This window comes from Escherichia sp. MOD1-EC6475, from assembly GCF_003046645.1.
Classification (GTDB): Bacteria; Pseudomonadota; Gammaproteobacteria; order Enterobacterales; family Enterobacteriaceae; genus Escherichia; species Escherichia ruysiae.
The window spans coordinates 175318-198305 of the sequence record NZ_PZKQ01000025.1; the positions used below are offsets into that span (position 1 = coordinate 175318).

Sequence of the window (22988 nt, forward strand, 5' to 3'; positions counted from 1 at the left end):
TTGAAGCCGGCACCACATGCGGCAGGTCAGTGTCGTTACGGCAAAAGCCTAAAGGCATTACCCGGCAGGGATAAGACGAAAAATCCGAGATTAGTTAACCATATATGAATCCAGTACCCGCGCAGCGTGAATATTTCCTCGACTCCATCCGCGCATGGTTGATGTTGTTAGGGATCCCTTTTCATATTTCTTTAATCTATTCAAGCCACACCTGGCATGTGAATAGCGCAGAACCGTCATGGTGGCTGACGCTTTTTAACGATTTCATCCACGCCTTCCGTATGCAGGTATTTTTCGTTATTTCCGGATATTTTTCCTACATGCTGTTCTTGCGCTACCCATTGAAAAAATGGTGGAAAGTGCGCGTTGAACGTGTAGGGATCCCAATGTTAACGGCTATTCCCCTACTCACCTTGCCGCAATTTATTATGCTGCAATATGTCAAAGGCAAAGCGGAAAGCTGGCCTGGGCTATCATTGTATGACAAATATAATACGCTGGCCTGGGAATTAATTTCGCACCTGTGGTTTTTACTGGTGTTGGTCGTTATGACGACACTTTGCGTATGGATATTTAAACGAATAAGAAATAATTTAGAAAATTCAGATAAAACGAATAAAAATTTCTCGATGGTTAAGCTATCGATACTATTTTTCTGTCTGGGAATTGGCTATGCAGCAATAAGAAGAACGTTATTTATCGTTTATCCACCCATATTAAGCGATGGCATGTTCAATTTTATTTTCATGCAGACGCTGTTTTATATGCCGTTCTTTATTCTCGGTGCGCTGGCTTTCATTTTCCCTAATCTTAAGGCCTTGTTTACCACACCGTCTCGTGGATGCACTCTCGCAGCAGCACTGGCATTTGTTGCTTATTTGCTCAATCAACGCTACGGCAGCGGCGATGCCTGGATGTATGAAACCGAGTCAGTGATCACGATGGTGCTCGGCCTGTGGATGGTGAATGTGGTCTTCTCCTTCGGCCACCGTTTGCTTAATTTTCAGTCGGCGCGGGTAACCTATTTTGTAAACGCATCGCTATTTATTTATCTGGTTCATCACCCGTTAACGCTCTTTTTCGGTGCTTACATCACTCCGCACATCACATCAAATCTGCTGGGTTTCCTCTGCGGTCTGATATTTGTGGTAGGGATTGCGATAATTCTGTACGAAATTCATTTACGCATTCCGTTGTTGAAGTTTTTGTTCTCCGGCAAACCGATCGTAAAACGCGAGAATGACAAAGCGCCAGCTCGCTAAACCATACTTACAATAACCATTCAACGGGCAATATTGACGCTAGTCTGACCATAACCCGCTTCCAGAAACTGGTGGCGGGTTCTTTTTTGAGGATAATTTCCTCCTTCCCATGGCGATCGACCCAGTTGATTCGTCCCCACCGATCCAGACGGAGCTGCCAGGCCGCATCATACTGGCTCTGAATAAAGCGTTTATCGATTAATTGTGCCAGCGCTTCGCTCTCTATCACGAAGCCCATTTCAGTATTGAGCAATGTTGAACGCGGATCGAAATTGAATGAGCCAATAAACACTATTTTGCCATCGACACTGAATGTTTTGGCATGAAGGCTTGCGCCGGAATTACCGGTTATACCGCGATCGTGCAACGTGCCACTCTGTTCCCGCGTCGGCTTCAGTTCATACAACTCCACGCCATAGCGGAGCAATTTTTTGCGCCAGCGGGCATACCCGGCATGAACGACAGCGACATCGTTAGCGGCAAGTGAATTGGTTAAGATGGCTATCCTGACTCCTTTTCTCACCATTCGTAAAAGCTGCGCCACACCCGCGCGCGTTGGCACAAAATAGGAAGAGATAATATCAATACGTTCGCGGGGTGAGCCCATGATATCGAACAGGCGCTGCGGTAACAGTGAATGCCGTTTTGCTTTGCCCTCCCCTTTTGCCGGATCATCACTTAATAAACGCGTTCTTGCCCAGATAAGCGGCAACGTTCCGTCAACCAGTTGATTTATAAATGGACTTAACTCCATTTGGCGCAAATAGCGATGTGTCTCGGTGTCGTTGTACCAGGACGCAGGTAGCTCAATACGGTCAGCCATTTCGCCATCGGGAACATCCAGCACCTGCTGCAATGGTGACACTGATTTGCAATACCAGTAGCGGGCAAAATCATCGGCAACATCCTCAACAACCGGCCCTATTGCCAGAACATCTAAATCTGAAAAAAGTGGCTCTTCTCCCGCGCCGAAATAGGCATCGCCAACGTTGCGCCCGCCCACCAGCGTTACCACGCCATCGACGGTAAAACTTTTATTGTGCATACGACGATTGAGGCGGGAAAAATCGGTGATATAACCAAGCGGACGTAACAGGCGGAAAGAGAAAGGATTAAAAAGTCGAACTTCAATACGCGGGTGACTATCGAGCAAGCGTAAAATATCATCAAGACCGGGAGTATTATTGTCATCCAGCAACAAACGGACGCGAACGCCACGCTTCGCTGCGGCTAACAGAGCCGAAAATAGCAATCGCCCCGACATATCGTCCTGCCAGATGTAATACTGAACATCCAGAGTATGCTCCGCCATTTCTGCCAGACGATATCGTGCAGCGAACGCATCCAGACTTTTATCCAGGGGGAAAATGCCGCACTGCCCAGGATGTTGCGAGCACAGCGGCAGCACCGCGCTCGCCAGCCGGGGCAAATCATTCATCTCCTTGTTGGGTAAGGAGTCTTTCGTAGAGGTGGGCATTTTCTGCATCATAACAGACAAAGTATACCTGCTCAGGTAAAGCGTGACGGGTAATAAATTCTGAAACGGTTTTTACTGCGATTTCAGCCGCTGCAGCACGCGGGTAGCCATAAACGCCGGTACTGATGGCAGGAAAAGCCACTGTCGCATAGCCGTTTGCCGCTACCAGTCGTAGACTATTGAGATAGGCATCCTGCAATAACTGGTCTTCGTTTTGGTCGCCACCGCGCCACACAGGCCCAACGGTATGCACAACAGCTTTGGCGGGGAGATCGCCCGCAAGAGTAATAACTGCATGTCCCGTGGGGCAATCGCCCTGTTGCTGGCGAACTTTCAAACAGGCATCAAGCAGCGCCGGGCCGGCTGCGCGATGAATAGCGCCATCAACGCCGCCGCCCCCCATTAGTGACGGATTAGCCGCATTAACAATAACATCAACGGCTAGTTTAGTAATATCACCCTGCACAACATGAATACGCGATTTCATAACGCCTCCTTACACCCTCTTGTTTCTTAAGTGTACAGCAGTGTTTTTAGGTAAATCGCATTTTTCTTGTCAGTAGCGTGAGTAGTTCAGAAACTTAGTTATATTCGATGTTCATCACAGCCAGCTTTTTCTGCTCATCAAGATACTGCACTTTTACTGAGGCAATTTGCGCATTTTTAACTTTGCCACTCATTAGCTCTTTGCTGGAATACGTTTTGCTCTGTACTGGACCATTTTGCATACAAGTCATTTCAACTGGCGTTTGCATCACGTCACACGCGGGTTCCACGATTTGACCATAAAAATGAATCACGCCACCTTGCGCATTGCTTTCCGCTGTTGCAAAGAAAGGAAAAACCAGGCTGCCGAGCATAAGGGAGTTTAACAACGGTCTGAACATCTATTCTGTTTCCTCAATGATTAATCATCCTTGAGGGGGTTATCCATGCTTTCAGGTTGGTCGATTCGCATCAGACCGTTCTCTTCCGGCTCGTTTTATGCTCAACTATCAATACATTAAGACTTTCCTGAAGAGGGCGGCCATTGTTGTGATAAATGAAGTGACTGTCCATCAGAAACCGTAACAACTATTTTCACCCGATCGTCCGGGGAAATATTTAAACTCAACTTCGTCAAGGCAATGGGTTGATTAGCGGGTAATGAAAGGGTCTTTTCTTGCTTCGTCTGACTTTGTCCCGAACTGCCTTCGCGTAGTGACAATATCTGAACCCGGCACAAGCATGATTGCGTCAGAGTAACTTCAGGAATAATGGTGTACATGTCACCTTGCTGAGTTGTATTAAAGGTTATCTGGCTGGAAAGCGCCGCGAGAAGTAATAACGCGTTCATACTATTCTCCCGAAAAAAAACAGGGCTTACGCCCTGTTTCTGTCATACAAATTCTGTATTAGTACTGATGAGCGGTCGCGTTGTTACCAAAGCCAACCTGAGTTACGTTGACGCTGGAGTTAGATGCAGTCTGGTCAACTGCTGCACCGTTGCCACCACCGAACTGTTTAACAGTCATTTCAGAGTTTTTACCGTTCCACTGATCAAGAGTGGCGCTGTTACCGAAGCCACGCTGGGTCAGTTCAATTGAGCTGTCATCAGAACCTTGTCCAACGTCTGCACCGTTACCGCCGCCGTGCTGGGTAATAGTCAGATCAGAGTTGCGGGCATCAGCCTGCAATGCAACAGCAGAGTTACCGCCACCGTACTGGTAAATATTCAGCTCTGAATTCGGGCCGCTGTTATTGCCACCACCACCGTGGTTACCGCCGCCACCGCCGTACTGAGGAATAGAACCTGCCAGAGCGCTACCGGAGAATACGATTGCTGCAATTGCTGCTACTTTTAAAAGTTTCATGTAAAACCCCCATCGGATTGATTTAAAAGTCGAATGGAAATTAACGTTGTGTCACGCGAATAGCCATTTGCGACTGTCTCTGCACTACAATTGCCGTTTTTTGAGTACCATGCTGCGTAATATTTGCTTTATTACCAGAACCTTTCTGGATAATCATTGCAGTATTACCATATGCGCCTTGCGAAATACTGGCATCGTTGGCATTGCCCGCCTGATCAATATATGCAAGGTTATAATCTCCTGTCTGGTCAATCTTTGCCCGGTTGCTATTACCTTCTTGCGAAACAACCGACAAAAGTTTTGAGCCTCCCTGCCGTAACTGTGCACTATTATTAGTACCAGCTTGACCAACTATGGCTGCCTGATTAAATGAAGACTTACTCAATTCATTTACCGCTAAGTTATATTCTGAATTAGCTAAATCATAACCTGCTGCGGCTGCAATCCCAGGCGCACCCAGTATTGTTAACATCACAAATAACAATTTGTTTTTCATGTTGTCACCCTGGACCTGGTCGTACATTTAAGAAATTAAATCATTTCAACTTGGTTGTTAACGCAAACCGTTTTTTGTTAACGCTGCGTTACGATGGAAAGTATGTCTGCGGAAATATTTTTAATAACTCACCCGCGCGTTGTATTTTGCTTTTTTTGTTCATACCAAAGTATTAAAACTCTCGCAAATACGCTGTTATTTACGCAAAAATTATTTTGTTTTCTTTTAAAGTACCGTTTTTTGACAGCAAAAAATCAACAGTCAGCCTTCCTTCATGGTTCGCGAAGATTACGTCGATATGTCTGTTTGACAAGCCGTGACAAACATCGTCTTTTTACGGCAAAAATTTGTCCAAGGGCAACATCAGCGAAAGTAAGAAATTTTCACACGACAAAAGAACTATGTGGAAATAATTTTTATATGCATAATTATAGACTTAGCTTCATTTGTATGACTTTTTAAAATTGTGCAATAAAAGCAATATGTACAACTTTTCTATCAACTCTAAACTCCATAACCACACCTTGTTAACATTTTAAAATTCCAGATTACATTTTGTTACACGTTTAACACTTGATTTAAGATTTGTAATGGCTAGATTGAAATCAGATGTAATCCATTAGTTTTATATTTTACCCATTTAGGGTTGATTTATTACTACACACAGCAGTGCAACATCTGTCAGTACTTCTGGTGCCTCTATTTTATAAAGGCAGCTGTCAGGTGTGCGATTAATAAAAAAAGCGGGGTTTCATCATGTTTAATGAAGTCCATAGTATTCATGGTCATACATTACTGTTGATCACTAAACCTTCTTTGCAGGCGACCGCGTTATTGCAGCATTTAAAACAATCGCTGGCAATCACAGGAAAACTGCATAATATTCAACGTTCTCTGGACGATATATCTTCTGGCTGCATTATTCTGTTGGATATGATGGAAGCAGATAAAAAGCTCATTCATTACTGGCAGGATACATTAAGCAGAAAACACAACAACATTAAAACGCTGTTGTTAAATACTCCAGATGATTACCCGTACCGCGACATTGAAAACTGGCCGCATATCAATGGTGTTTTTTACGCCATGGAGGATCAAGAACGCGTAGTCAATGGGTTGCAAGGCGTCTTACGTGGTGAATGCTACTTTACGCAAAAGCTTGCCAGTTACTTGATTACACATTCCGGTAACTATCGTTATAACAGCACGGAATCAGCCCTCCTTACTCATAGGGAAAAAGAGATCCTTAATAAGCTGCGTATCGGCGCCTCCAATAACGAGATTGCTCGTTCGCTGTTCATCAGCGAAAACACGGTAAAAACGCATCTTTATAATCTTTTCAAAAAGATAGCAGTTAAAAACCGAACACAAGCGGTCTCATGGGCAAACGATAACCTCAGGCGATAAAGCCATGAAACGTTATTTATGCTGGATTGTAGCAGTAGAACTTCTCTTCGCTGCGGGAAATGTTCACGCCGTTGAAGTAGAAGTACCGGGATTGTTAACTGACCATACCGTTTCCTCTATTGGCCATGATTTTTACCGTGCCTTTAGTGATAAATGGGAAAGTGACTACACCGGTAACTTAACAATTAATGAAAGACCCAGTGCACGATGGGGAAGCTGGATCACAATAACGGTGAATCAGGACGTTATTTTCCAGACATTTTTATTCCCATTGAAAAGAGACTTCGAGAAAACTGTTGTCTTTGCACTGATTCAAACTGAAGAGGCACTAAATCGTCGCCAGATAAATCAGGCGTTATTGAGTACGGGCGATTTGGCGCATGATGAATTTTAAATAAAAATTGTTCGGAGGCTGCAATGCGTGTCAAACATGCAGTAGTTCTACTCATGCTTATTTCACCATTAAGTTGGGCAGGAAATATGACTTTCCAGTTCCGCAATCCAAACTTTGGTGGTAACCCGAATAACGGTGCTTTTTTATTAAATAGTGCCCAGGCGCAGAACTCGTATAAAGATCCGAGCTATGACGATGACTTTGGTATTGAAACGCCATCGGCGTTAGATAACTTTACTCAAGCCATCCAGTCCCAAATTTTAGGTGGGTTGCTGACAAATATTAATACGGGTCAGCCAGGAAGAATGGTGACCAATGAATATATTGTTGATATTGCCAACCGCGATGGTCAATTGCAGTTGAATGTGACGGATCGCAAGACAGGACAAACCTCGACCATCCAGGTTTCGGGTTTACAAAATAACTCAACCGATTTTTAAGCCCCAGCTTCATAAGGAAAATAATCATGCAGCGCTTATTTGTTTTGGTTGCCGTCATGTTGCTGAGCGGGTGCTTAACCGCCCCACCTAAAGAAGCCGCCAGACCGACATTAATGCCTCGTGCCCAGAGCTACAAAGATTTGACCCACCTGCCAGCGCCAACAGGTAAGATCTTTGTTTCGGTATACAACATTCAGGACGAAACCGGGCAATTTAAACCCTACCCGGCGAGTAACTTCTCCACTGCTGTTCCGCAAAGCGCCACCGCGATGCTGGTCACGGCATTGAAAGATTCTCGCTGGTTTATACCGCTGGAACGTCAGGGCCTACAAAACCTGCTCAACGAACGCAAGATTATTCGTGCGGCACAGGAAAACGGCACTGTCGCGGTAAACAACCGAATCCCGCTTCAATCGCTGACCGCAGCCAATATCATGGTTGAAGGCTCTATTATTGGTTATGAAAGCAACGTCAAATCGGGCGGTGTTGGGGCGAGATATTTTGGTATTGGTGCAGATACGCAATACCAACTTGATCAGATTGCCGTGAACCTGCGCGTCGTCAATGTGAGTACCGGTGAGATCCTCTCTTCGGTGAACACCAGTAAGACGATCCTTTCGTATGAAGTCCAGGCGGGTGTCTTCCGCTTTATTGACTACCAGCGGTTACTGGAAGGGGAAGTGGGTTATACCTCTAACGAACCGGTTATGCTCTGTCTAATGTCCGCCATCGAAACAGGCGTTATCTTCCTGATTAACGACGGCATCGACCGTGGCTTGTGGGATTTGCAGAATAAATCAGAACGGCAGAATGACATTCTGGTGAAATACCGTCACTTATCAGTACCACCGGAATCCTGATACATAAAAAAGCCGGAGTTTATTCCGGCCCTTTACGATTCAATCTAAAGCGTGAGTGCTCCTCACGCTTTATTTTTGACTTGTTGCTCACGGTGAGCGGACTTAGCACTGCGCGCCGCCAGCCAAAGACCGCTGTTTTTCATTGCGTAACCAAACACCAGCCCAAGCGCCAGCGAAGGTAGCACCAGCTTCCAGTTCCCTTGCCCGGCAAACGTCGCACATGCGCCAATAAACGTCCCCGGAACAAACGACAACAACACCTGTTTCGCCTGAATACACATCAGAAAAGCGACAATACCGGTTATGACATAACCGAGAATTTCCAGATGTGGTGCCAGAGCACTGCCGTAAATAATAACCATCGCCCACACCACGCCGCTAAGCAGTGTTGCAGCGGAAATAGCCAGCCCTTTTAGCCCACCTTGCGGACAGGCAAAGTAGGCCGTGCAGCCCAGGAAACCTGCCCAGCTAAGTAAGCCAAGGGAAACAGCCACCCAGCCCCAGATACCGGAGAGAATGCCTGTTGTGATTGCAATAGAGAGAAGTATGTTCATGCCGCGCATAATAGCAGAAAACGCGACTATGAATGAGATCGAGCACACATTTTATGCAACAGCTATATATAGATTGCAGTAATGAGTGATTCCGGTCACATTTACTCCTCTGATTCTTCCTCAAGTTCATCCCACATTGCGCTGATTGCATCGCGGGTCAGCGGTGCCATGGTGCGCCAGAACGGTGTAGTCGCATGAGCCTCTACTTTTCCGAGAAATGCGCCGCACCAGGGCAACAAGTACTCGCTAAACAGTGTTTCCAGAGCTTCGCTTTCATCCTCTGTTGACTGATCTTCCAGCCAGGAAGCGGCCAGCAGCAAAGTACCAATGTGATCGGCTGGCGTATCCGCTAACGGCATCCCGCGTTCGGAAAGGAAAGTACGGACTTCCGCTTCTGTGGCTCCCTCAACCCAGGTGCTGCGATAAGGTGAAACTGCGCATTCATCACCGACGAATAATGCATTGTAATCGGCAGAAACTTGCGCCATATCACAGCTTTTCTGCAAACGCGCCAGCAATTCATCCTGTTCCAGCGGCCAGTTCGCCGCCAGTTTCCCTTCACGAATTAAGGTAAACAGCGGAACCAGTAAAGGATCCTGCGGTTGACGGTAATAGAGCGAACCCAGCACACGACACAGGATAGAAAACTCGTTCATTAATTTATTTCCGTTAATAGCAATTAAAGATCAGCAAATTCCGCAATCGGCGCCATACCGCGAGATTCAAGGAAATTCAGCAAACGGCGTGGCGAAACATTCAATATTCTCTCTTCCGGAAAATCCACTGCGTCGAGGATCTTACGGCATTCTTCAAAATCGCCCATGGTAAAAGCGGTATGAGAATCCGATCCTAACGCGACCCAACCTCCGGCATCGCGCACCGCAGCGGCAACCGCACGGCAGTTATCTTCACTGCCCTTACGCGAATGTAAGAATGAGGAGTTATTGATTTCCAGCGCCACCTGATACTTAGCAGCAGCTTCAGCAACAGCTTTAAAATCAATTGGATATCGTGGATTTCCGGGATGGCTAACCACGTGCACATGCCCACTCGCCATCGCGGCAATCATGGCCTGAGTATTCGTAGCTTCATCATGCGGCGCAAAAACCGGTTCATGAAAACCAGCAATAATCAGATCCAGCGAGTCAAACATTTTGCCGCTGCAATCAATTTCACCATCAATATTTTTGATATTGGCTTCGATGCCACGCAGGATCCCCACCCCATCGACGACTCGCGGCCAGATACGCATATTAATAAAGTGCCAGTGATGCGGTGCATCTTCCATATCAGGGCCATGATCGGTGATTGCAAAAAGTTTAATGCCTTTCTGTTTGGCCTGGGCAATGTAATCACTTAATGTGCTATATGCATGTGTACTGGCAACGGTATGCATATGAAGGTCGACGGGATACATAACTCTCTCCTGTATTCAATTCCCGCCAAGGATAGCAGGAATCCGTATGGTTTATTAGTAGCCTCGTACACGGTCGACTTGTCCGCTGACCGTCTTCCCTTTTTCGAGTTGTGTAATGGTGTGTGCTATGTACTCCACTGCTTCAACGGGTCGGGTAATGGCTGCGACATGTGGTGTTATTGTCACGCGTGGATGTTGCCAGAGCGGGCTTTCAGGCGGTAAAGGTTCACGATTAAAAACATCCAGCATCGCCGCTTTAACTTTACCGCTATCCAGCGCCGCGAGCAGGTCATCTTCCACTACATGAACGCCACGCGCCAGGTTGAGGAGATATGCGCCATCCGGTAATTTTTCTAATAATTGTTGATTAATAATGCCGACGGTTTCAGGCGTATTCGGTAATAAATTAATTAATACACGGCATTGGCTCAAAAATTTTCCTAACTCTTCAGTTCCGGCAAAACTTTGTACGCCGGGCCAGCTTTTATGGCTACGGCTCCAGCAACGCAGTGGAAAACACCAGGTCTGCAAGCTCTGTGCGACTTTACTGCCCAATACGCCAGCCCCCAGAATGCCGATAGTAAAATCTTCCCGTTGATACTCAGGCAGAGGTTGCCAAAGCGAAGCATTTTGCTGCGCTCGATAATCGTCAAAACGTCTGAACCAATGGAGCACCTGACTGACAGCATATTCCTGCATTTGCTCGCCCATACCCGTATCTTCCAGGCGAAAAAGTGGAATAGACGGTTTCAGCATTTCAGGGTATGTCTGTAATTTACTCAAAATCGAATCAACGCCGGCACCTAATGCGAACACAGCCTTAAGATCACGACCTGCCAGCATTTCAACAGGTGGATGCCAGACCAAAGCATAATCCGCAGGATGATTATCACCGGTTTTCCATGCTCTGACTCTGGCCTGAGGAATAGCTTTACCCAGCGCATCAATCCACCAGGCGGTATCGAACACAGGATGATAAAAAATGATATCCATACTGACTCCCGAAAGCGGTTTTGCGGAATTTACCCGCGCTTATCATTATGATCTATAAAGCTCCTCAGCATAACAAATCCACTGCTGGTGGTAAAAAAAGCAAACTTTGCTTATTAAAGTTGCAGATTGATTGAAGTTTGAATAAACGCGCTATTTTTTTAAAAAGTTTGTTGACCTCAGGCCGTGATTTCCCTAAATTAGCGCCCGTTCCAGCAAGACAGGAACGACAATTTGGTGAGGTGTCCGAGTGGCTGAAGGAGCACGCCTGGAAAGTGTGTATACGGCAACGTATCGGGGGTTCGAATCCCCCCCTCACCGCCAGATTATAAGCGCATGTTATTGTTTAACATGCGCTTTTTTATTTATCCTTCCGGACAGTATGCCATCGGGTATGCCATCTGAAACCGGTTTATATGCCCCGCGATCATATCTTATCGGACAATTTCCGATCTTTGAGCATACTGGCAAAGCTATACTGCCAGCATGTCAGGATAGTGTTTTGCGATAATATCATTCAGTCTGTCAACCAGTTCTGGTTTCCTGAACGTGATGTGTGCGGAGCCCTTCTTAAAGTATCTGATGCTGAACATCTCATCTTCATAGCTCTCTTTACCCTGAACAGACTGAATGTGATCATCCAGACGAAGGGTGATGTTTCCCCGGTTGTCGGGGATTGGTTTGCCGCTGAACAGGTGCAGCATTCTTTCCAGGTCGGCAAGTCGATCTGCCTGTTGCCCGCTGTTCAGATGAAACCCCCACCGGTCCCATCTCACCAGATTGTTGACGATAATTTTATTACCAAATTTACAGGGGGAGTTGGTTTTGTAATTCCAGTTCAGCCCTCTGAAGACGTTGATCACCCCTCGCTCAAACACCTCATCCTTATTCTGGTGCAGTTGTTCAAATGTGCTCAGGATGTTCGCTTCGCTGATTTCCGGAAAATTATCGTACTCCAGTGACCGGTACCATGTATCACGGGCCTGCGCATCCATTAATGACAGCATCCCGGAACGTTGCATCAGGTCACGCCAGATTTCGCGGTCAAGGTTGCGGGTGATGGCTTTCATTGCTGTTTCAGGTTTCTCCATGAGCCAGCAGCCACAGCGAAAATCCTGTTTCATCGCCCAGTCCAGTGCGGTTTTACCGCCAATACTTTCTGTCATTGCTGAGATTTCAGCCAGCTGCCGGATAAGTGTGTCGATTTGCAGCAGCGTACTCTTTCGTACAGTCAGAATGTGGCGGATACTGGTTGAGCAGATAACGTCCGTATGCCCGTTGACCACTTCCGGACGGGAGGCTGTGATATCAGACATAATCGATATTCCTTTTTGCAGATAAATGAAAACGCCAGCCCTGTTCAGGCTGGCGTCAGTGGAATGAAGTCTGGTGAGTAAGACTCACTGGTTCTGTTGCAGAAACTGCAACTGGCGCAGGGTACGGATATCCTCCCTGGCCTGTTCAATGCAGGGCAGCAGTGCTGCCGAATCCGTTTTATCCTCATCGTTGTCAAAGATAATTCCCGATTCGCAGTCGATATTGTCCTGTAGCCACGCAATCAGAATATCCAGTGCGGTTTCCGTGGTTAATGATTTCATGTTGTTCCTGGTTACCAGTCGAAAGTGGGCAGGTCCGGCAGACATTCAGCGCTGGCATCCAGATGAATGAGACTGACGCCATAACGTTGGATGAGTGTGACAACCAGACGACGGAACGTTTTTGACAGCCCCAGGCGCTTGAGCCGCAGAACCGGATATGACCACGCATCGGTACGTAACAGATATCCGCTACCTGTGAAATGAATCCATTCTGATTCACCGAAGTCACTGGTCTGGTGTGACAGCGAGTACAGCCAGGCGTTATCCTTTTCCGTGATATGTGCGGTACTGCAGCGTATGCCGGCAAGGGTTGCAAACGGTGGTAGTGTGCAGGTTGACTGTTGGTCGGATTCCTCCACCACGCGGAGTGAATAACCGTTTTCAGCGACCTTGTTAATCAGTTCAGTGAGATTAACACCATCGACGTCAGCGACAATTCGCCCCATGTTCAGTGCCTGCGCATTAATGCTGTCGGCTTCCAGCGTCAGGGCCAGTTTCATTGTTTCGCCCCCGGATGTTTACCCAGGGTAATGTTATTTACCGTTCTGTAGTTGTCGCGGGTCATCAGGCCGGTTGCCCGGCGTGCCCGGAGGATATCAATACTGTTTATTAACTGAGAACGGGTACAGGCGCTGAATCCCGGCTGGTCGGTACGTACCAGTGCGTATTTTTCAACGAGAAAGTTCACCGCATCGCACAGTGAAATGCCTGCCTCAATATGCTGCTCAATCACACGTTCATCAGCGAACGGTGTGTCATTCAGAGTAAGGCCGTAGTGCTGATCCAGCAGTCGGGTGAGCAGTGTCTGCCAGATTTCAACCGGAGACGGGCGTGAACTGGCCGCCTGCCCGGGTAATACAGGTAATGTTTTCATACTGAAGATTTTCCTGAAATGCAGAGATGAAAAATGGAAAAGTGGCGTGGTGAAAGCACCAGGCCGGAGCAGAAGGTTATTCTGGAGAGTTACTTTTTCGTTTCGGGCGTCGGATAAACAGCCATATAAACGTAGCCACAACTGCCGAGGGTATCGGCTTCGCAGGTCAGCCCTTTTGCATACAGCGTGACGGTATGCTGATGGCGGGGATTCAGTTCACCGCTGGTGAGCATGAGCTCCAGTTGTTTCATCAGCAGCGGAAAGGCCTGGTCCAGATGGTACGCATCCGCGTCGCTGAACCGGCCTCTGATACCGGCGCGGTCGGCAAGGTAATGCAACTGATTGCCCTCCTGCACCAGACGGGCGCCGAAACAGGGCGTCACGGTGCAGGGTAGTCCCCACCAGGGACGGTCATGATTGTCATCGGGATGCGTTGTCCCGGAGAGTGTGTCTGACACGATAAAATCCTCACAGAAAATCGGTGAATGATAGTTTAACGATGACGAGTCAGCCGGCGCGCAGACCGGCTTCGGTGAAGGTGTATTCGTTGATGAGTAGGGCCTCATCCACAGCGGCGTCTGAGGTCAGCCAGTCGTACTCGTTTTCCAGTTGACGGTACAACCAGAAGGCCAGGTCGCGCAGGGCTTCACTGACTGCGGCTTCCGCATCGGTTGTCATAGTCTGACCAGTCGGACTGTTCCTGGTAACAGTGATATCCATGCTGTACGGATGGCAGTAACGTCCCCGGTGACTGATTTCAGCCTGTAATTGCCAGAAGTTACGTTTCTGCACCGCCTGCAGGACATCCGCGATACGATGGAGTTCATGCTCCTGTGGGGCATACTCCCGGATTCTTCTGACTGTCGCTGGCTGCCAGTGCCAGCGTCCTTCAAAACAGGCTCCGTCCCCCTGGCTGCAGAATCCGCTGAACCAGATGCTCGGCTCTTCCATAAACCTGCCGTTGCTGAGCCGGAAAACGCGCTGGCGGAGGTCAATCCCGAAAATGTCACAGACCTCCCTGAAGTCTTCATACACGTTTTCATACCAGTTGCTGTCAGCATGATGCTGACGGTACCCGTCGCGGGCTTTTTCCCGTGCGGTGGCGGATAGCTCATTCAGTGTATACACGGTGGAGGTGATAATTCTGCTCATCTGAATGCCCGTCCTGATTCAGTTCAGGGTGACGCTCATCAGCCGGACATACGGGCCAAAACTGTCCTTACGGCGTTCAGCAAACACGGCCAGCACACCGGGAATATCCTGCACTTCACGACCGGTATACGCTTCAGTGCTGCCGTGCCAGCGGTATTTGCCGGTACAGAACGGGAAAAGACGGGATGCAGGATGCTGACGGTGAATACGCATGGCTTCACCACGGGTGATGATTTTCATAATGGGATACCTCTGAAGACAGAAGATAAAAGTGAAAACAGGTGTGATGTGGTTGTGACGGTGACGGGTTAAAGCAGGCCGTGTTCCGCAAAGGAGAAAACCTGGCTGCCACCGACTATCAGATGGTCCGGCACCCGGATATCCACCAGGGCCAGCGCCTGTACCAGACGCTCAGTGATAAGCCGGTCAGCCTTACTGGGGGTGACTTCACCGGACGGGTGGTTGTGTGCCAGCACCACGGCAGCGGCATTGTGGTACAGGGCACGTTTAATCACTTCCCGGGGATGGACTTCCGTGCGGTTGATGGTGCCGGTGAAGAGGGTTTCACCGGCAATCAGCTGATTCTGGTTGTTCAGATACAGCACCCGGAACTCTTCCCGCTCCAGTCCCGCCATGTTCAGAATCAGCCACTCCCGTGCCGCATGCGTGGAGGTGAAGGCCACGCCGGGTTCATGAAGATGGCGGTCCAGGGTTTTCAGGGCCCGTTGAATGAGGCTGCGCTCGCCGGGCGTCATCGCTCCGGGCAGAAAGGAAAGCTGTTGCATTGTGCTTCTCTCCATTCAGTCGATGATACGCATAATGGCGCTGCATTCCGGATGCTGCAGGGCATAATCCCGCAGCCGGTAATAATGAACCGTCATGGCATAATTCTCTGTACGACAGGCATGATGACTGTACGTCATCAGGCAGGCAGCAATGCCGGCGGCTTCCGGGCTCATTTCAGCGCGGTTACCGTTCATGGCATTGAACAGTACCCATGTTTCGTCATCATCATCCGGTTCGGGTGCCATAAATGCCCCACCGTTGTTCAGGGTGTACAGATTCCAGATACCCCCGCAGTAGTCTTCACACAGACGGTCCATCCAGCCGAAGACACGGGGCTCCAGGGTCACCCACTGTGGAATGAGGCCAAAGTGCTGCGGCCAGAAGCTGATGCGCTGTTCATCAGGGACTATGGTGGCAACCAGTTGAGACTGGTTATTCCCTGATGCAGTGGTTACGGAAACAGAAGGTGTGGTGGAGCTATGCGAAAAGGTTGTCATGAGATTATTCCTTATAAAAAGTAAATGAATGGAAGAATGCCCGGGGGAAGGTACAGACATGAGTCAGAACTGCGCTTTCAGGGAAACAGCATCAGCGCAGGCTCTCCAGCAGCGTTTCCGCCATCACCCACAATGCGCGATTGAGCTTGATGTCGGTGTCGATACTGTGAATGGCACGGGTATGGATACGTTTTCCTCTGGCACTGCGGCCGGAAATCCCCCCTTTCAGCATATTCTCCTGGATGGTCTGATATGCGCTCCACAGGTCCTTACCGTAATCCTCCCGGCGTCGCGGTGTCAGAATGTCAGCGGTGGTGACCGGCTGATGTTCATCACCATAACGGTAAGTCAGTGCCGCCTGTGCCAGCGCCTGGCGTGCCGGTGGCGGTAAGACCAGAGACTGCATGGCATCACGCTTTTCCTCAATCCGGTCAAACACGCCCACCACCTCGTAAGCCCCTTCAATGACTCTGTCCACCACATTTCCCCGGTGTGGAACACGCACTTCCCCCAGAGACTGACCGCAGACGCAGCCGTTCTGGCAGACGAATCTGAAGTAACCCGGCAGCATCTGGTAGCTGGAGGTACCGTCATGGGAGTTGAGCAGAATAATTTCAGGGACATGTTGTCCGGTTATCTCCCCGTCACGCCGCAGACGCAGCATGTGTTTGGTGTATTCCCGGCGGCTCTGGTCGCGCACGCGGGTCTGGCAGGCGAAGAAGGGCTGAAAGCCTTCCCGCTGCAGGCTTTCCAGCACGGTGATGGTGGGGATATACGTATAGCGTTCACTGCGGGAGGTATGTCGGTCTTCCCCAAAAATACTCGGTACATGGCACATCAGTTCTTCGTGTGTCAGCGGACGATCACGACGTATCTGGTTCGCATAACCAAAACGACTGGCTAATCGCATGATTTGCTCCTTATGAATGATTAAGCGATATAAATGAAAAAGCCGCGTCTCCCGGAGAAGACGCGGCCTGATGGGTGAAATGAATGAGGTTTATTGTCTGAGAAGCCCTTCACTGGCGAACCACGTATTAAGCTGTATTCCGGCATCGCCAGTGCAACTGACCTTCAGCATTGCGGATAACCCGCCGGAAATATGTTCACTGGTTGTTTTTGTATCTTCCCCCAAAATTAAATAAATTCATCTTACATCACCCAGATAATATATATCTGAAAATATTTTCAATAACACCAGACAGGAAAAACACCACCACAGGCGGTGGCGTTTCTTTGGGGCGTCTTTATTTAATCCGGGCCATCGCGTTTCTCAGTGCCGAATCTGCCTCTTCCGTTATCTCCAGACTTTTCTGCAACACCGTTTCTGACCGGGACAGTGCCTGACGTGCTGCCAGCGGTTTCCGGATATGCTCCATCGTCAGCATCGTGTCCTCGTAGCCCTGCTGACGCCAGGCGTCGGTATGTGCCGACGCGAAACTGAGCAGACCGCCGCTGTTGCCACCATCACCTGCATGTTTCAGCCTTTTCCGGGGACGGATCTCAAGGATCGTGGTGTCCGGAAAAGCCCGACGATCCCATAAAGAACCGTCACTCAGATGCGACACAATCACCATATTGCATCCGGCATCCACCAGTGGCGTCACGGGAGTATTCCCCTGCCTGTTTTGCCATCCGCCCATCCCACCATCACCGTACATTGTTCCCTGAATCTCGCGGGGACGGAACAGCAGGGGCAGCGCGGCTGATGCCAGTAAGGCTTCTTTCTGCTGCCCGCGGGGCAGACTCTGGATATGCTGAAAAACGGCGTTTTTCGTGGTTCCGACACCCAGTTCAGCACGAATGCAGTCAATAATATCCTGCATGCCCCCTTCTGTGGGGTACAGCGACACATACAGCGGTAGCCCGTCTGCCAGAGCATCAGTATCAAGATAATGATCCATCAGCGCTGTCAGGGGCTCATCTGACAACAACGGCTGAGTCATCGGATTGTCGAACCCGTTGATTATCGATATATGGCGAAGAAGCGTCGTAAGCAGTGCTCCTGCACGTCCGGGGATCTGGCAGAGGGTCATTGCCTGGAACAATTTTTTCAGCAATGAAAAGTAAACCGATCTGTTTACCGACAGCACCTGATTATTCCCCAGATGATCCCAGAGCGCCTCCAGGCGTACGGCAGCTTCTGACAGATCGGGAGAGGCCGCGATAATGGCACCATTGAATGCGCCAATGCTGGCCCCTGAAACCATGCTGATCTGTGAACCACACTCTGCCAGTGCCTTAACCACTCCCGCCTGATAAGCGCCCACCGCTCCGCCGCCGGACAGCACCAGCCCCGTTTTCATTTCTGTACTCATGTAGCCCCCTTCTGAAATATTTCATCGACCATACTTTCAGAGAGACGCTCTGCTGAGCAGAGACGGGGCATGCGAGCCGGTAAGTGTTCTGCAGCCTGTGTGGTTGACCAGATCACAGGATGCCGCTCTTCACTGCACCAGTCTCCCAGCCAGTTAATCGCTTCATACCATTCGTTATCTGCCTGCTCCCGGCTCTGACCACCAAGCCAGTCCAGTGAGTTCAGCCGTACTGTTGCGCTACCACCTCTCTCCTGTGCCATCTGCGTTAATGATTTATATCTGAGAATATCCAGTAACTGATTAACCTGGCCTGTTTCACCCTGACGTATCACATCACCAAACGCGCCCCAGCGAAGCTCTTCAAGCGCCACATAACAGCGTCCGGCAGGGGAAAATGACGCGTATCGCCCGGCGCTCCACCATGAGAATACCTGCTCAAGATGTAACTGCGCCCGCTGAACCTGGTCAACACGGTGGAGTTTTTCTTCAAGATGATTCAATTTCTGATGAACCTGTTCTGCCAGAGTGAGTAACTGCTCCCGCGTGTCAGCCGAATAATGCGCCAGCCTAGCAGTATCACTGACCAGTGAACTAACCCTGTCGTTTACCCGGGTAATTGCGTAATTTGTGGTGGCAAGCGACGTTGTCAGCTCCGTCAGCCAGCGCAGGGACGCCTCAACGCCCTGTGCAAGCGAAGCATTGATGGCATTCTGCCGTGCAGCGCCTTCGCCTGTCAGTCCCTCTTTTAAACGCCGGAAGAACGTGCGCTCTCCGGCCGTGCGGATATGCTCCTGTGCAACATCGATACCGTTTGCGAAATCAACCACAAATTTTTCAGGAAGACAGGTGAGTACCTGACATACCCGGTTATCAGCAATTTGTTGAATAAATGGTGAAGTCACAGCATTGTCTCCAGCTCTTCCCTCAGCGCCTTACTGTCAGTAATGAGCTCAGGAACCCTTTCATTTAATGCCTGAAGTCGCCCGGTAAGCCGTTCCTGCGCCTGCTGATCGCGTTTATGATCTTCAGAGCTCTGAATCAGCGTGTTACGCAGCTGTTCAACTTTCTCCCTGAATGTACAGAAAAAGGCATCGATTTCCTGGCGGACGGGCTGGTTAATATCATGCTCAATGGATGCCTGCAGCTCCCCGAAATATGCCCGGGTCAGTGACATCACTTCCTCTCTGACCTTGTTGATATTGATCACGCTGCGGCTCACATCCACACTGTACTCTTTCCAGCCCCAGTCACTGGTGTTTGCCCATCGACAAAGCGTACCCCAGACACCATCCTGTCGACAGCGACGGGTTACTGTCTCCGTTCTTTCCTCCATAAGCGCGCTCAGATTTGTTTTTACCGCGAGCCGGGTCTGTAACTGGCTGACTGCCGGAAAACTGATTTTTACAGTGAAACCTTCATCCTCCAGGCGGGAATTGATGCGTCCGGCAATATTTTCTGTGGCATACAGTGCCGTACCACGAAAACCTGTTTCAATACCCCTGACGATTTTCTCCAGCTCAGGCCGGAACTGTGCTTCGGCTTCACGGTGCAGGCTGGTCACAGTCGATTCGATTTGCGTCATCAGTTCAAGGGCTTCCCTGCGATCACTGAATTTTATTTCGGGGCTGTCCGGGGCAAAATCTCGTTTCCTGTAATCCTCCCGGCCCGGGTAGTTGATACCGGACCATTGAGAAATCATTCCCCATAATCCGGACCGGGACCTTCGTTGTTCTGCGTCTTCTTCCTCCAGCATTTGCTGTTCTTTGCGTTTACCGGTTCTGAAATAGTCATTCAGCTCCTCTTCCAGTGAGGTGCAGACCCCCGTGAGTAATTCCCGGGTTCTGGCATCGATCTCCTCCATGGCCATTCTGACATCAGCGGTCACCTGCTCCTGACAGTCCGCGATTTCCCGGATATCCGCAAGCAGGCTGGTGATATGCGACTGCAGTGACTGAATGCTTTGCTGTAGCCCCTGATGGCGTAATGACAGATATTCGCTGACATTTTCCGCATTCTGCATCAGTTTTGCGGCGGCAGAATCAACCGCCAGTGCCGCCGCTCTGGAATGGGAGCTCTGTATGACTTCCGTTATCAGTTGATCGATAAGTGAACCTTCCCACAGGTCTGTCGCCCCTTCGGTTGCCATTTCACTGTCTTTACAGACGTATTCTTTTTTCATGCGACCGAAGGCTTCCCTGACAAAATCATCGACCCAGGCTTCATCAACAGGAAGGGTTCCGTTTTTCCGTAACTCATGAAGCGCACGGTTAGCCAGGTACGCCTGACGTGATGAGCCTGGATAAACGCGGGAGGCGGGCAGCACATCACTGTTCAGCATTGCCGGAACTTTCTGGCGTACGGCATCTGCCCCATCGCCATTGCGGTCTTTCTCATCAAATTTATTGACCAGCACAAACAGGCGGCCGGCTGATACGTCAGCAATGGCATTAAGCTCTTTACGGACGTCTTCATCCGCTTTTGAGTTCATCTGGGTGTAATCCATCACCGCCAGCACCGCAGAGGCTTTCTGCAGTTGATCCCGCATCATCACTTCCATCTGCGGTTGTCCGGCCTCATTAGGGCCGGGGGTATCCAGCAGTGTGAGTGTTCCCTGGCATGCATCCATCCCCACCAGATGGCTGAATTCCACGTCGATCACCGGCAGTTTCTGCACTTCTGCGTATTCATCAAAAGGAAACTCACTCCCCATTGCCGCAGCAAGGCGAACCAGATCGTTTAACGATGCCAGTCCGGTAAAGATTTCCTCCTCCCCGTGGTATTCATTTTTGAGCCAGCCATCATTTGCCAGAATATCCAGCAGTTCGCAGGTATCCCCGGTTTGCTGCAGGGTCTGTGCGACTTGCTGTCCTGCCGGGGTGTCGAGTTTTTGTTGCAGTGTGCTTAATAAATTGCGGACGGGCTGAATATGTTCCAGATGGAGGACCGGCTCAGTTTTTCCGGGAACGTGGCGGATGAGCGTCGGTACAGAGGTCATGGGGCGGTTACGGTTAGGCAGAATTTCCTGCCCCACAATGGCGTTGATGGTAGTTGATTTACCTGCTTTCATCGTGCCGACAACAGCCAGCACCATCTCCCTGCGGGCGGTTTTGATTTGTTCGCCCTCCAACTCCTCAATTCTTTTCAGTGCTTTCTGTTTATCAAAAAGCAGTCTGTTTTCGTTCTTACTGTCAGATAACACATCCGGTTCATCAACCATTTGCCGGAGCAGATTAATGTTCAGTTGCAAAAGTCGGTCGGCTTCATCACAAAGCAGGGCGATGTTCTTTTCGTGCATTATTTAACCTTCCTGAGACGCATTTTCATGACAACCACGGAGGAGGTCATTTACCACAAACGATCGTTTATAACGATCGATATGATAGTAACGATCGATGCATTCTATTAACTTGAGAAACACAACGCAAGGGGACAACCCGGGTATGGCTGTGTTTGCATTGTGTTTTCATGGAGTTAAAAATCTGTAACGAGAGTCTGGTGCATCACCACCGGGTTCAGAAGAAAATCCAGTTCCATACCGCGCGGGCAACAGAGACCACGGTGTCACGAACAGCGCGCAGGGCCGTACGGACAACAGAGGCAACACAGACGCTCTCCGCTGTGTCAAATATCCGGTCCACCGCACCGGTAAACTGTTCACGGGCCTGAGACCGGACAGATTCCGTGCGCAGCTCGTCCTGCAGTCGGGTCATCAGGGGACTGGCGGCATGGTAGGGAAGCGCTGTCATGAGCGCACTGACCAGCGTATCCCGTTCCCAGCCGGTGCGGGCCGATACGGCCACAACCGGATGTGCGGGCCGGAACAGACGGAATACCGCCTCCGTTTTCTCCCGAATGTTCTGTGCCTGTGCGGGAGAAGGCTGAATGCCGGCTATATCCCATTCATGGCAGGGCTCCGTTTTGTCGGCCTGCGTCACCACAAACAGCACCTGCTGATGTCCCCGGTGCAGGATGTGTCGCCAGAAATACTCATCCACAGACAGGGCACGGTCATCGGCTTTAATCAGCCACAGTACCAGGTCAAGTTCAGGCAGAATGTCACGGTACAGGGCTTCATACTCTGCATCCCTGTCCCGGCTCTCGCCCACCCCGGGCAGGTCAGTGATAATCATGCTGTGACCGTGGCCACTCAGACGGAAGCGCCGCACTTCCCGGGTGCCGGCGTGAACATCACTGACCGGGGTGACCTCCCCCTGAAACAGTGCATTACAGAGTGAGGATTTACCGGCCCCGCTTTTACCCATAATGCCAATCACGGGTTCGTGACTGGTGAGTTTGCGCAGATGTTCCAGGATGTGACGGGAAAGTGAGTAAGGCAGGGAGGAGAGCGGTTTTTCAATTGCCTCAATGGCATCAGACGGATTCATACATGTATTCCCGGTGAAAAAAGACAAAACCCCGCGCACCGGAAAGGTGGCGGGGGATTCACGGAGATAATATCTGTCTGAGATTATTTAGAATGTAACAGATAATGAATTACTTCCTTCGCTTGTGTTCAAGATATTTCTCTGTAATCAGCATTTCAAAAAACTCTCCTGTTCTCAGACCGTAAATAGTTCTGAGCTCATCAAGCATTTCGGTGATGCTGCCAACTT

General features: G+C 49.6%; 29 protein-coding genes, 1 tRNA gene and 1 pseudogene. 6 read left to right on the top strand and 25 right to left on the bottom strand.

Annotated features, from left to right (window positions below):
• Positions 1 to 104 precede the first annotated feature (104 nt).
• Positions 105 to 1262: a glucans biosynthesis protein MdoC gene (mdoC, locus tag A7589_RS08990; RefSeq protein WP_001070366.1), complete on the top strand. Its 1158-nt coding sequence runs from the start codon at positions 105 to 107 to the stop codon at positions 1260 to 1262.
• A gap of 7 nt (positions 1263 to 1269) precedes the next feature.
• Here mdoC and clsC read toward each other — a convergent pair whose 3' ends face one another.
• From clsC to csgB, 6 genes are all read right to left on the bottom strand, one after another.
• On the bottom strand, positions 1270 to 2751 hold the full coding sequence (clsC, locus tag A7589_RS08995; RefSeq protein ID WP_123058198.1) for a cardiolipin synthase ClsC: 1482 nt from the start codon (positions 2749 to 2751) through the stop codon (positions 1270 to 1272).
• A complete protein-coding gene (gene ymdB / locus A7589_RS09000) occupies positions 2693 to 3226 on the bottom strand; it encodes an O-acetyl-ADP-ribose deacetylase (protein ID WP_000842233.1) in 534 nt (177 codons plus the stop codon). Before ymdB ends, clsC begins: the two co-directional genes overlap by 59 nt.
• Before the next feature lie 94 nt (positions 3227 to 3320).
• Positions 3321 to 3626, bottom strand: coding sequence for a YmdA family protein (locus A7589_RS09005; protein WP_000489601.1), 306 nt, complete (start codon positions 3624 to 3626; stop codon positions 3321 to 3323).
• A 116-nt stretch (positions 3627 to 3742) separates the two neighbouring features.
• Positions 3743 to 4075, bottom strand: a complete 333-nt coding sequence (csgC, locus tag A7589_RS09010; RefSeq protein ID WP_000992819.1) for a curli assembly chaperone CsgC — start codon at positions 4073 to 4075, stop codon at positions 3743 to 3745.
• A 58-nt stretch (positions 4076 to 4133) separates the two neighbouring features.
• The gene (csgA, locus tag A7589_RS09015) at positions 4134 to 4592 is read right to left on the bottom strand and encodes a curli major subunit CsgA (RefSeq protein ID WP_000771421.1); all 459 of its coding nucleotides are present in this window, start codon (positions 4590 to 4592) and stop codon (positions 4134 to 4136) included.
• Between the two features lie 40 nt (positions 4593 to 4632).
• Entirely contained in the window at positions 4633 to 5088 is a 456-nt protein-coding gene (csgB, locus tag A7589_RS09020; RefSeq protein WP_010345644.1) for a curli minor subunit CsgB, read from the bottom strand.
• A 756-nt stretch (positions 5089 to 5844) separates the two neighbouring features.
• Here csgB and csgD point away from each other — a divergent pair.
• Genes csgD through csgG form a run of 4 tightly spaced genes read left to right on the top strand, consistent with a single transcriptional unit; the run spans position 5845 to position 8189 of the window.
• On the top strand, positions 5845 to 6495 hold the full coding sequence (gene csgD / locus A7589_RS09030; RefSeq protein WP_000481491.1) for a biofilm master transcriptional regulator CsgD: 651 nt from the start codon (positions 5845 to 5847) through the stop codon (positions 6493 to 6495).
• A 4-nt stretch (positions 6496 to 6499) separates the two neighbouring features.
• Positions 6500 to 6889 carry a curli production assembly/transport protein CsgE gene (gene csgE / locus A7589_RS09035; protein ID WP_000833234.1) on the top strand — a complete coding sequence of 130 codons (390 nt, stop codon included), beginning with the start codon at positions 6500 to 6502 and terminating at the stop codon, positions 6887 to 6889.
• 23 nt (positions 6890 to 6912) lie between these two features.
• Positions 6913 to 7329, top strand: a complete 417-nt coding sequence (gene csgF / locus A7589_RS09040) for a curli production assembly/transport protein CsgF (protein ID WP_001264079.1) — start codon at positions 6913 to 6915, stop codon at positions 7327 to 7329.
• Positions 7330 to 7355: 26 nt separating this feature from the next.
• Positions 7356 to 8189, top strand: coding sequence for a curli production assembly/transport protein CsgG (gene csgG / locus A7589_RS09045; RefSeq protein WP_001189336.1), 834 nt, complete (start codon positions 7356 to 7358; stop codon positions 8187 to 8189).
• A 62-nt stretch (positions 8190 to 8251) separates the two neighbouring features.
• On the opposite strand, the gene A7589_RS09050 is transcribed toward csgG, so the two are convergent.
• The 4 genes from A7589_RS09050 to ghrA form a co-directional block, all read right to left on the bottom strand.
• Positions 8252 to 8743, bottom strand: a complete 492-nt coding sequence (locus A7589_RS09050) for a DUF1097 domain-containing protein (RefSeq protein WP_032147879.1) — start codon at positions 8741 to 8743, stop codon at positions 8252 to 8254.
• Positions 8744 to 8844: 101 nt separating this feature from the next.
• Entirely contained in the window at positions 8845 to 9399 is a 555-nt protein-coding gene (ycdY, locus tag A7589_RS09055) for a molecular chaperone YcdY (protein WP_001001896.1), read from the bottom strand.
• 23 nt (positions 9400 to 9422) lie between these two features.
• Complete coding sequence (locus A7589_RS09060) at positions 9423 to 10160, bottom strand: phosphatase (protein WP_000283652.1); 738 nt, start codon at positions 10158 to 10160, stop codon at positions 9423 to 9425.
• Positions 10161 to 10214: 54 nt separating this feature from the next.
• Positions 10215 to 11153 (bottom strand): glyoxylate/hydroxypyruvate reductase GhrA, encoded by a 939-nt coding sequence (ghrA, locus tag A7589_RS09065; protein ID WP_000351342.1) that lies wholly within the window; start codon positions 11151 to 11153, stop codon positions 10215 to 10217.
• 233 nt (positions 11154 to 11386) lie between these two features.
• On the opposite strand from ghrA, the gene A7589_RS09070 reads away from it, so the two are divergent.
• Positions 11387 to 11474: transfer RNA gene (locus A7589_RS09070), tRNA-Ser, on the top strand.
• A 149-nt stretch (positions 11475 to 11623) separates the two neighbouring features.
• Here the strand turns inward: A7589_RS09070 and A7589_RS09075 are convergent.
• From A7589_RS09075 to A7589_RS09155, 15 genes and pseudogenes are all read right to left on the bottom strand, one after another.
• Complete coding sequence (locus A7589_RS09075) at positions 11624 to 12466, bottom strand: DUF4942 domain-containing protein (protein WP_063084795.1); 843 nt, start codon at positions 12464 to 12466, stop codon at positions 11624 to 11626.
• Between the two features lie 84 nt (positions 12467 to 12550).
• On the bottom strand, positions 12551 to 12748 hold the full coding sequence (locus tag A7589_RS09080; RefSeq protein ID WP_000839248.1) for a DUF957 domain-containing protein: 198 nt from the start codon (positions 12746 to 12748) through the stop codon (positions 12551 to 12553).
• 11 nt (positions 12749 to 12759) lie between these two features.
• Positions 12760 to 13248: a DUF5983 family protein gene (locus tag A7589_RS09085; RefSeq protein ID WP_059239990.1), complete on the bottom strand. Its 489-nt coding sequence runs from the start codon at positions 13246 to 13248 to the stop codon at positions 12760 to 12762.
• Positions 13245 to 13622 carry a type IV toxin-antitoxin system cytoskeleton-binding toxin CbtA gene (gene cbtA / locus A7589_RS09090; RefSeq protein WP_000854821.1) on the bottom strand — a complete coding sequence of 126 codons (378 nt, stop codon included), beginning with the start codon at positions 13620 to 13622 and terminating at the stop codon, positions 13245 to 13247. Before cbtA ends, A7589_RS09085 begins: the two co-directional genes overlap by 4 nt.
• 89 nt (positions 13623 to 13711) lie before the next feature.
• Positions 13712 to 14080: a type IV toxin-antitoxin system YeeU family antitoxin gene (locus A7589_RS09095; protein ID WP_072716646.1), complete on the bottom strand. Its 369-nt coding sequence runs from the start codon at positions 14078 to 14080 to the stop codon at positions 13712 to 13714.
• Positions 14081 to 14129: 49 nt separating this feature from the next.
• Entirely contained in the window at positions 14130 to 14774 is a 645-nt protein-coding gene (locus A7589_RS09100) for a DUF8835 domain-containing pootine (protein WP_059239987.1), read from the bottom strand.
• 18 nt (positions 14775 to 14792) lie between these two features.
• Positions 14793 to 15014, bottom strand: coding sequence for a DUF987 domain-containing protein (locus tag A7589_RS09105; RefSeq protein WP_000692353.1), 222 nt, complete (start codon positions 15012 to 15014; stop codon positions 14793 to 14795).
• A gap of 68 nt (positions 15015 to 15082) precedes the next feature.
• Positions 15083 to 15559, bottom strand: coding sequence for a RadC family protein (gene radC, locus A7589_RS09110; protein WP_053289525.1), 477 nt, complete (start codon positions 15557 to 15559; stop codon positions 15083 to 15085).
• A gap of 15 nt (positions 15560 to 15574) precedes the next feature.
• Positions 15575 to 16057, bottom strand: a complete 483-nt coding sequence (locus tag A7589_RS09115; RefSeq protein WP_000206657.1) for an antirestriction protein — start codon at positions 16055 to 16057, stop codon at positions 15575 to 15577.
• Positions 16058 to 16148: 91 nt separating this feature from the next.
• Positions 16149 to 16967 (bottom strand): DUF932 domain-containing protein, encoded by an 819-nt coding sequence (locus tag A7589_RS09120; protein WP_108188809.1) that lies wholly within the window; start codon positions 16965 to 16967, stop codon positions 16149 to 16151.
• Positions 16968 to 17304: 337 nt separating this feature from the next.
• The gene (locus A7589_RS09135) at positions 17305 to 18375 is read right to left on the bottom strand and encodes a patatin-like phospholipase family protein (protein ID WP_108188810.1); all 1071 of its coding nucleotides are present in this window, start codon (positions 18373 to 18375) and stop codon (positions 17305 to 17307) included.
• On the bottom strand, positions 18372 to 19277 hold the full coding sequence (locus tag A7589_RS09140) for a diguanylate cyclase regulator RdcB family protein (protein WP_053270498.1): 906 nt from the start codon (positions 19275 to 19277) through the stop codon (positions 18372 to 18374). The genes A7589_RS09135 and A7589_RS09140 overlap by 4 nt, the downstream gene beginning before the upstream one ends.
• On the bottom strand, positions 19274 to 21670 hold the full coding sequence (locus tag A7589_RS09145) for a dynamin family protein (protein WP_108188811.1): 2397 nt from the start codon (positions 21668 to 21670) through the stop codon (positions 19274 to 19276). Before A7589_RS09145 ends, A7589_RS09140 begins: the two co-directional genes overlap by 4 nt.
• A 217-nt stretch (positions 21671 to 21887) precedes the next feature.
• The gene (locus A7589_RS09150; RefSeq protein ID WP_108188812.1) at positions 21888 to 22760 is read right to left on the bottom strand and encodes a GTPase family protein; all 873 of its coding nucleotides are present in this window, start codon (positions 22758 to 22760) and stop codon (positions 21888 to 21890) included.
• Positions 22761 to 22869: 109 nt separating this feature from the next.
• Positions 22870 to 22988 (bottom strand): annotated as a pseudogene (locus A7589_RS09155) (transcriptional regulator); the annotation flags it as partial.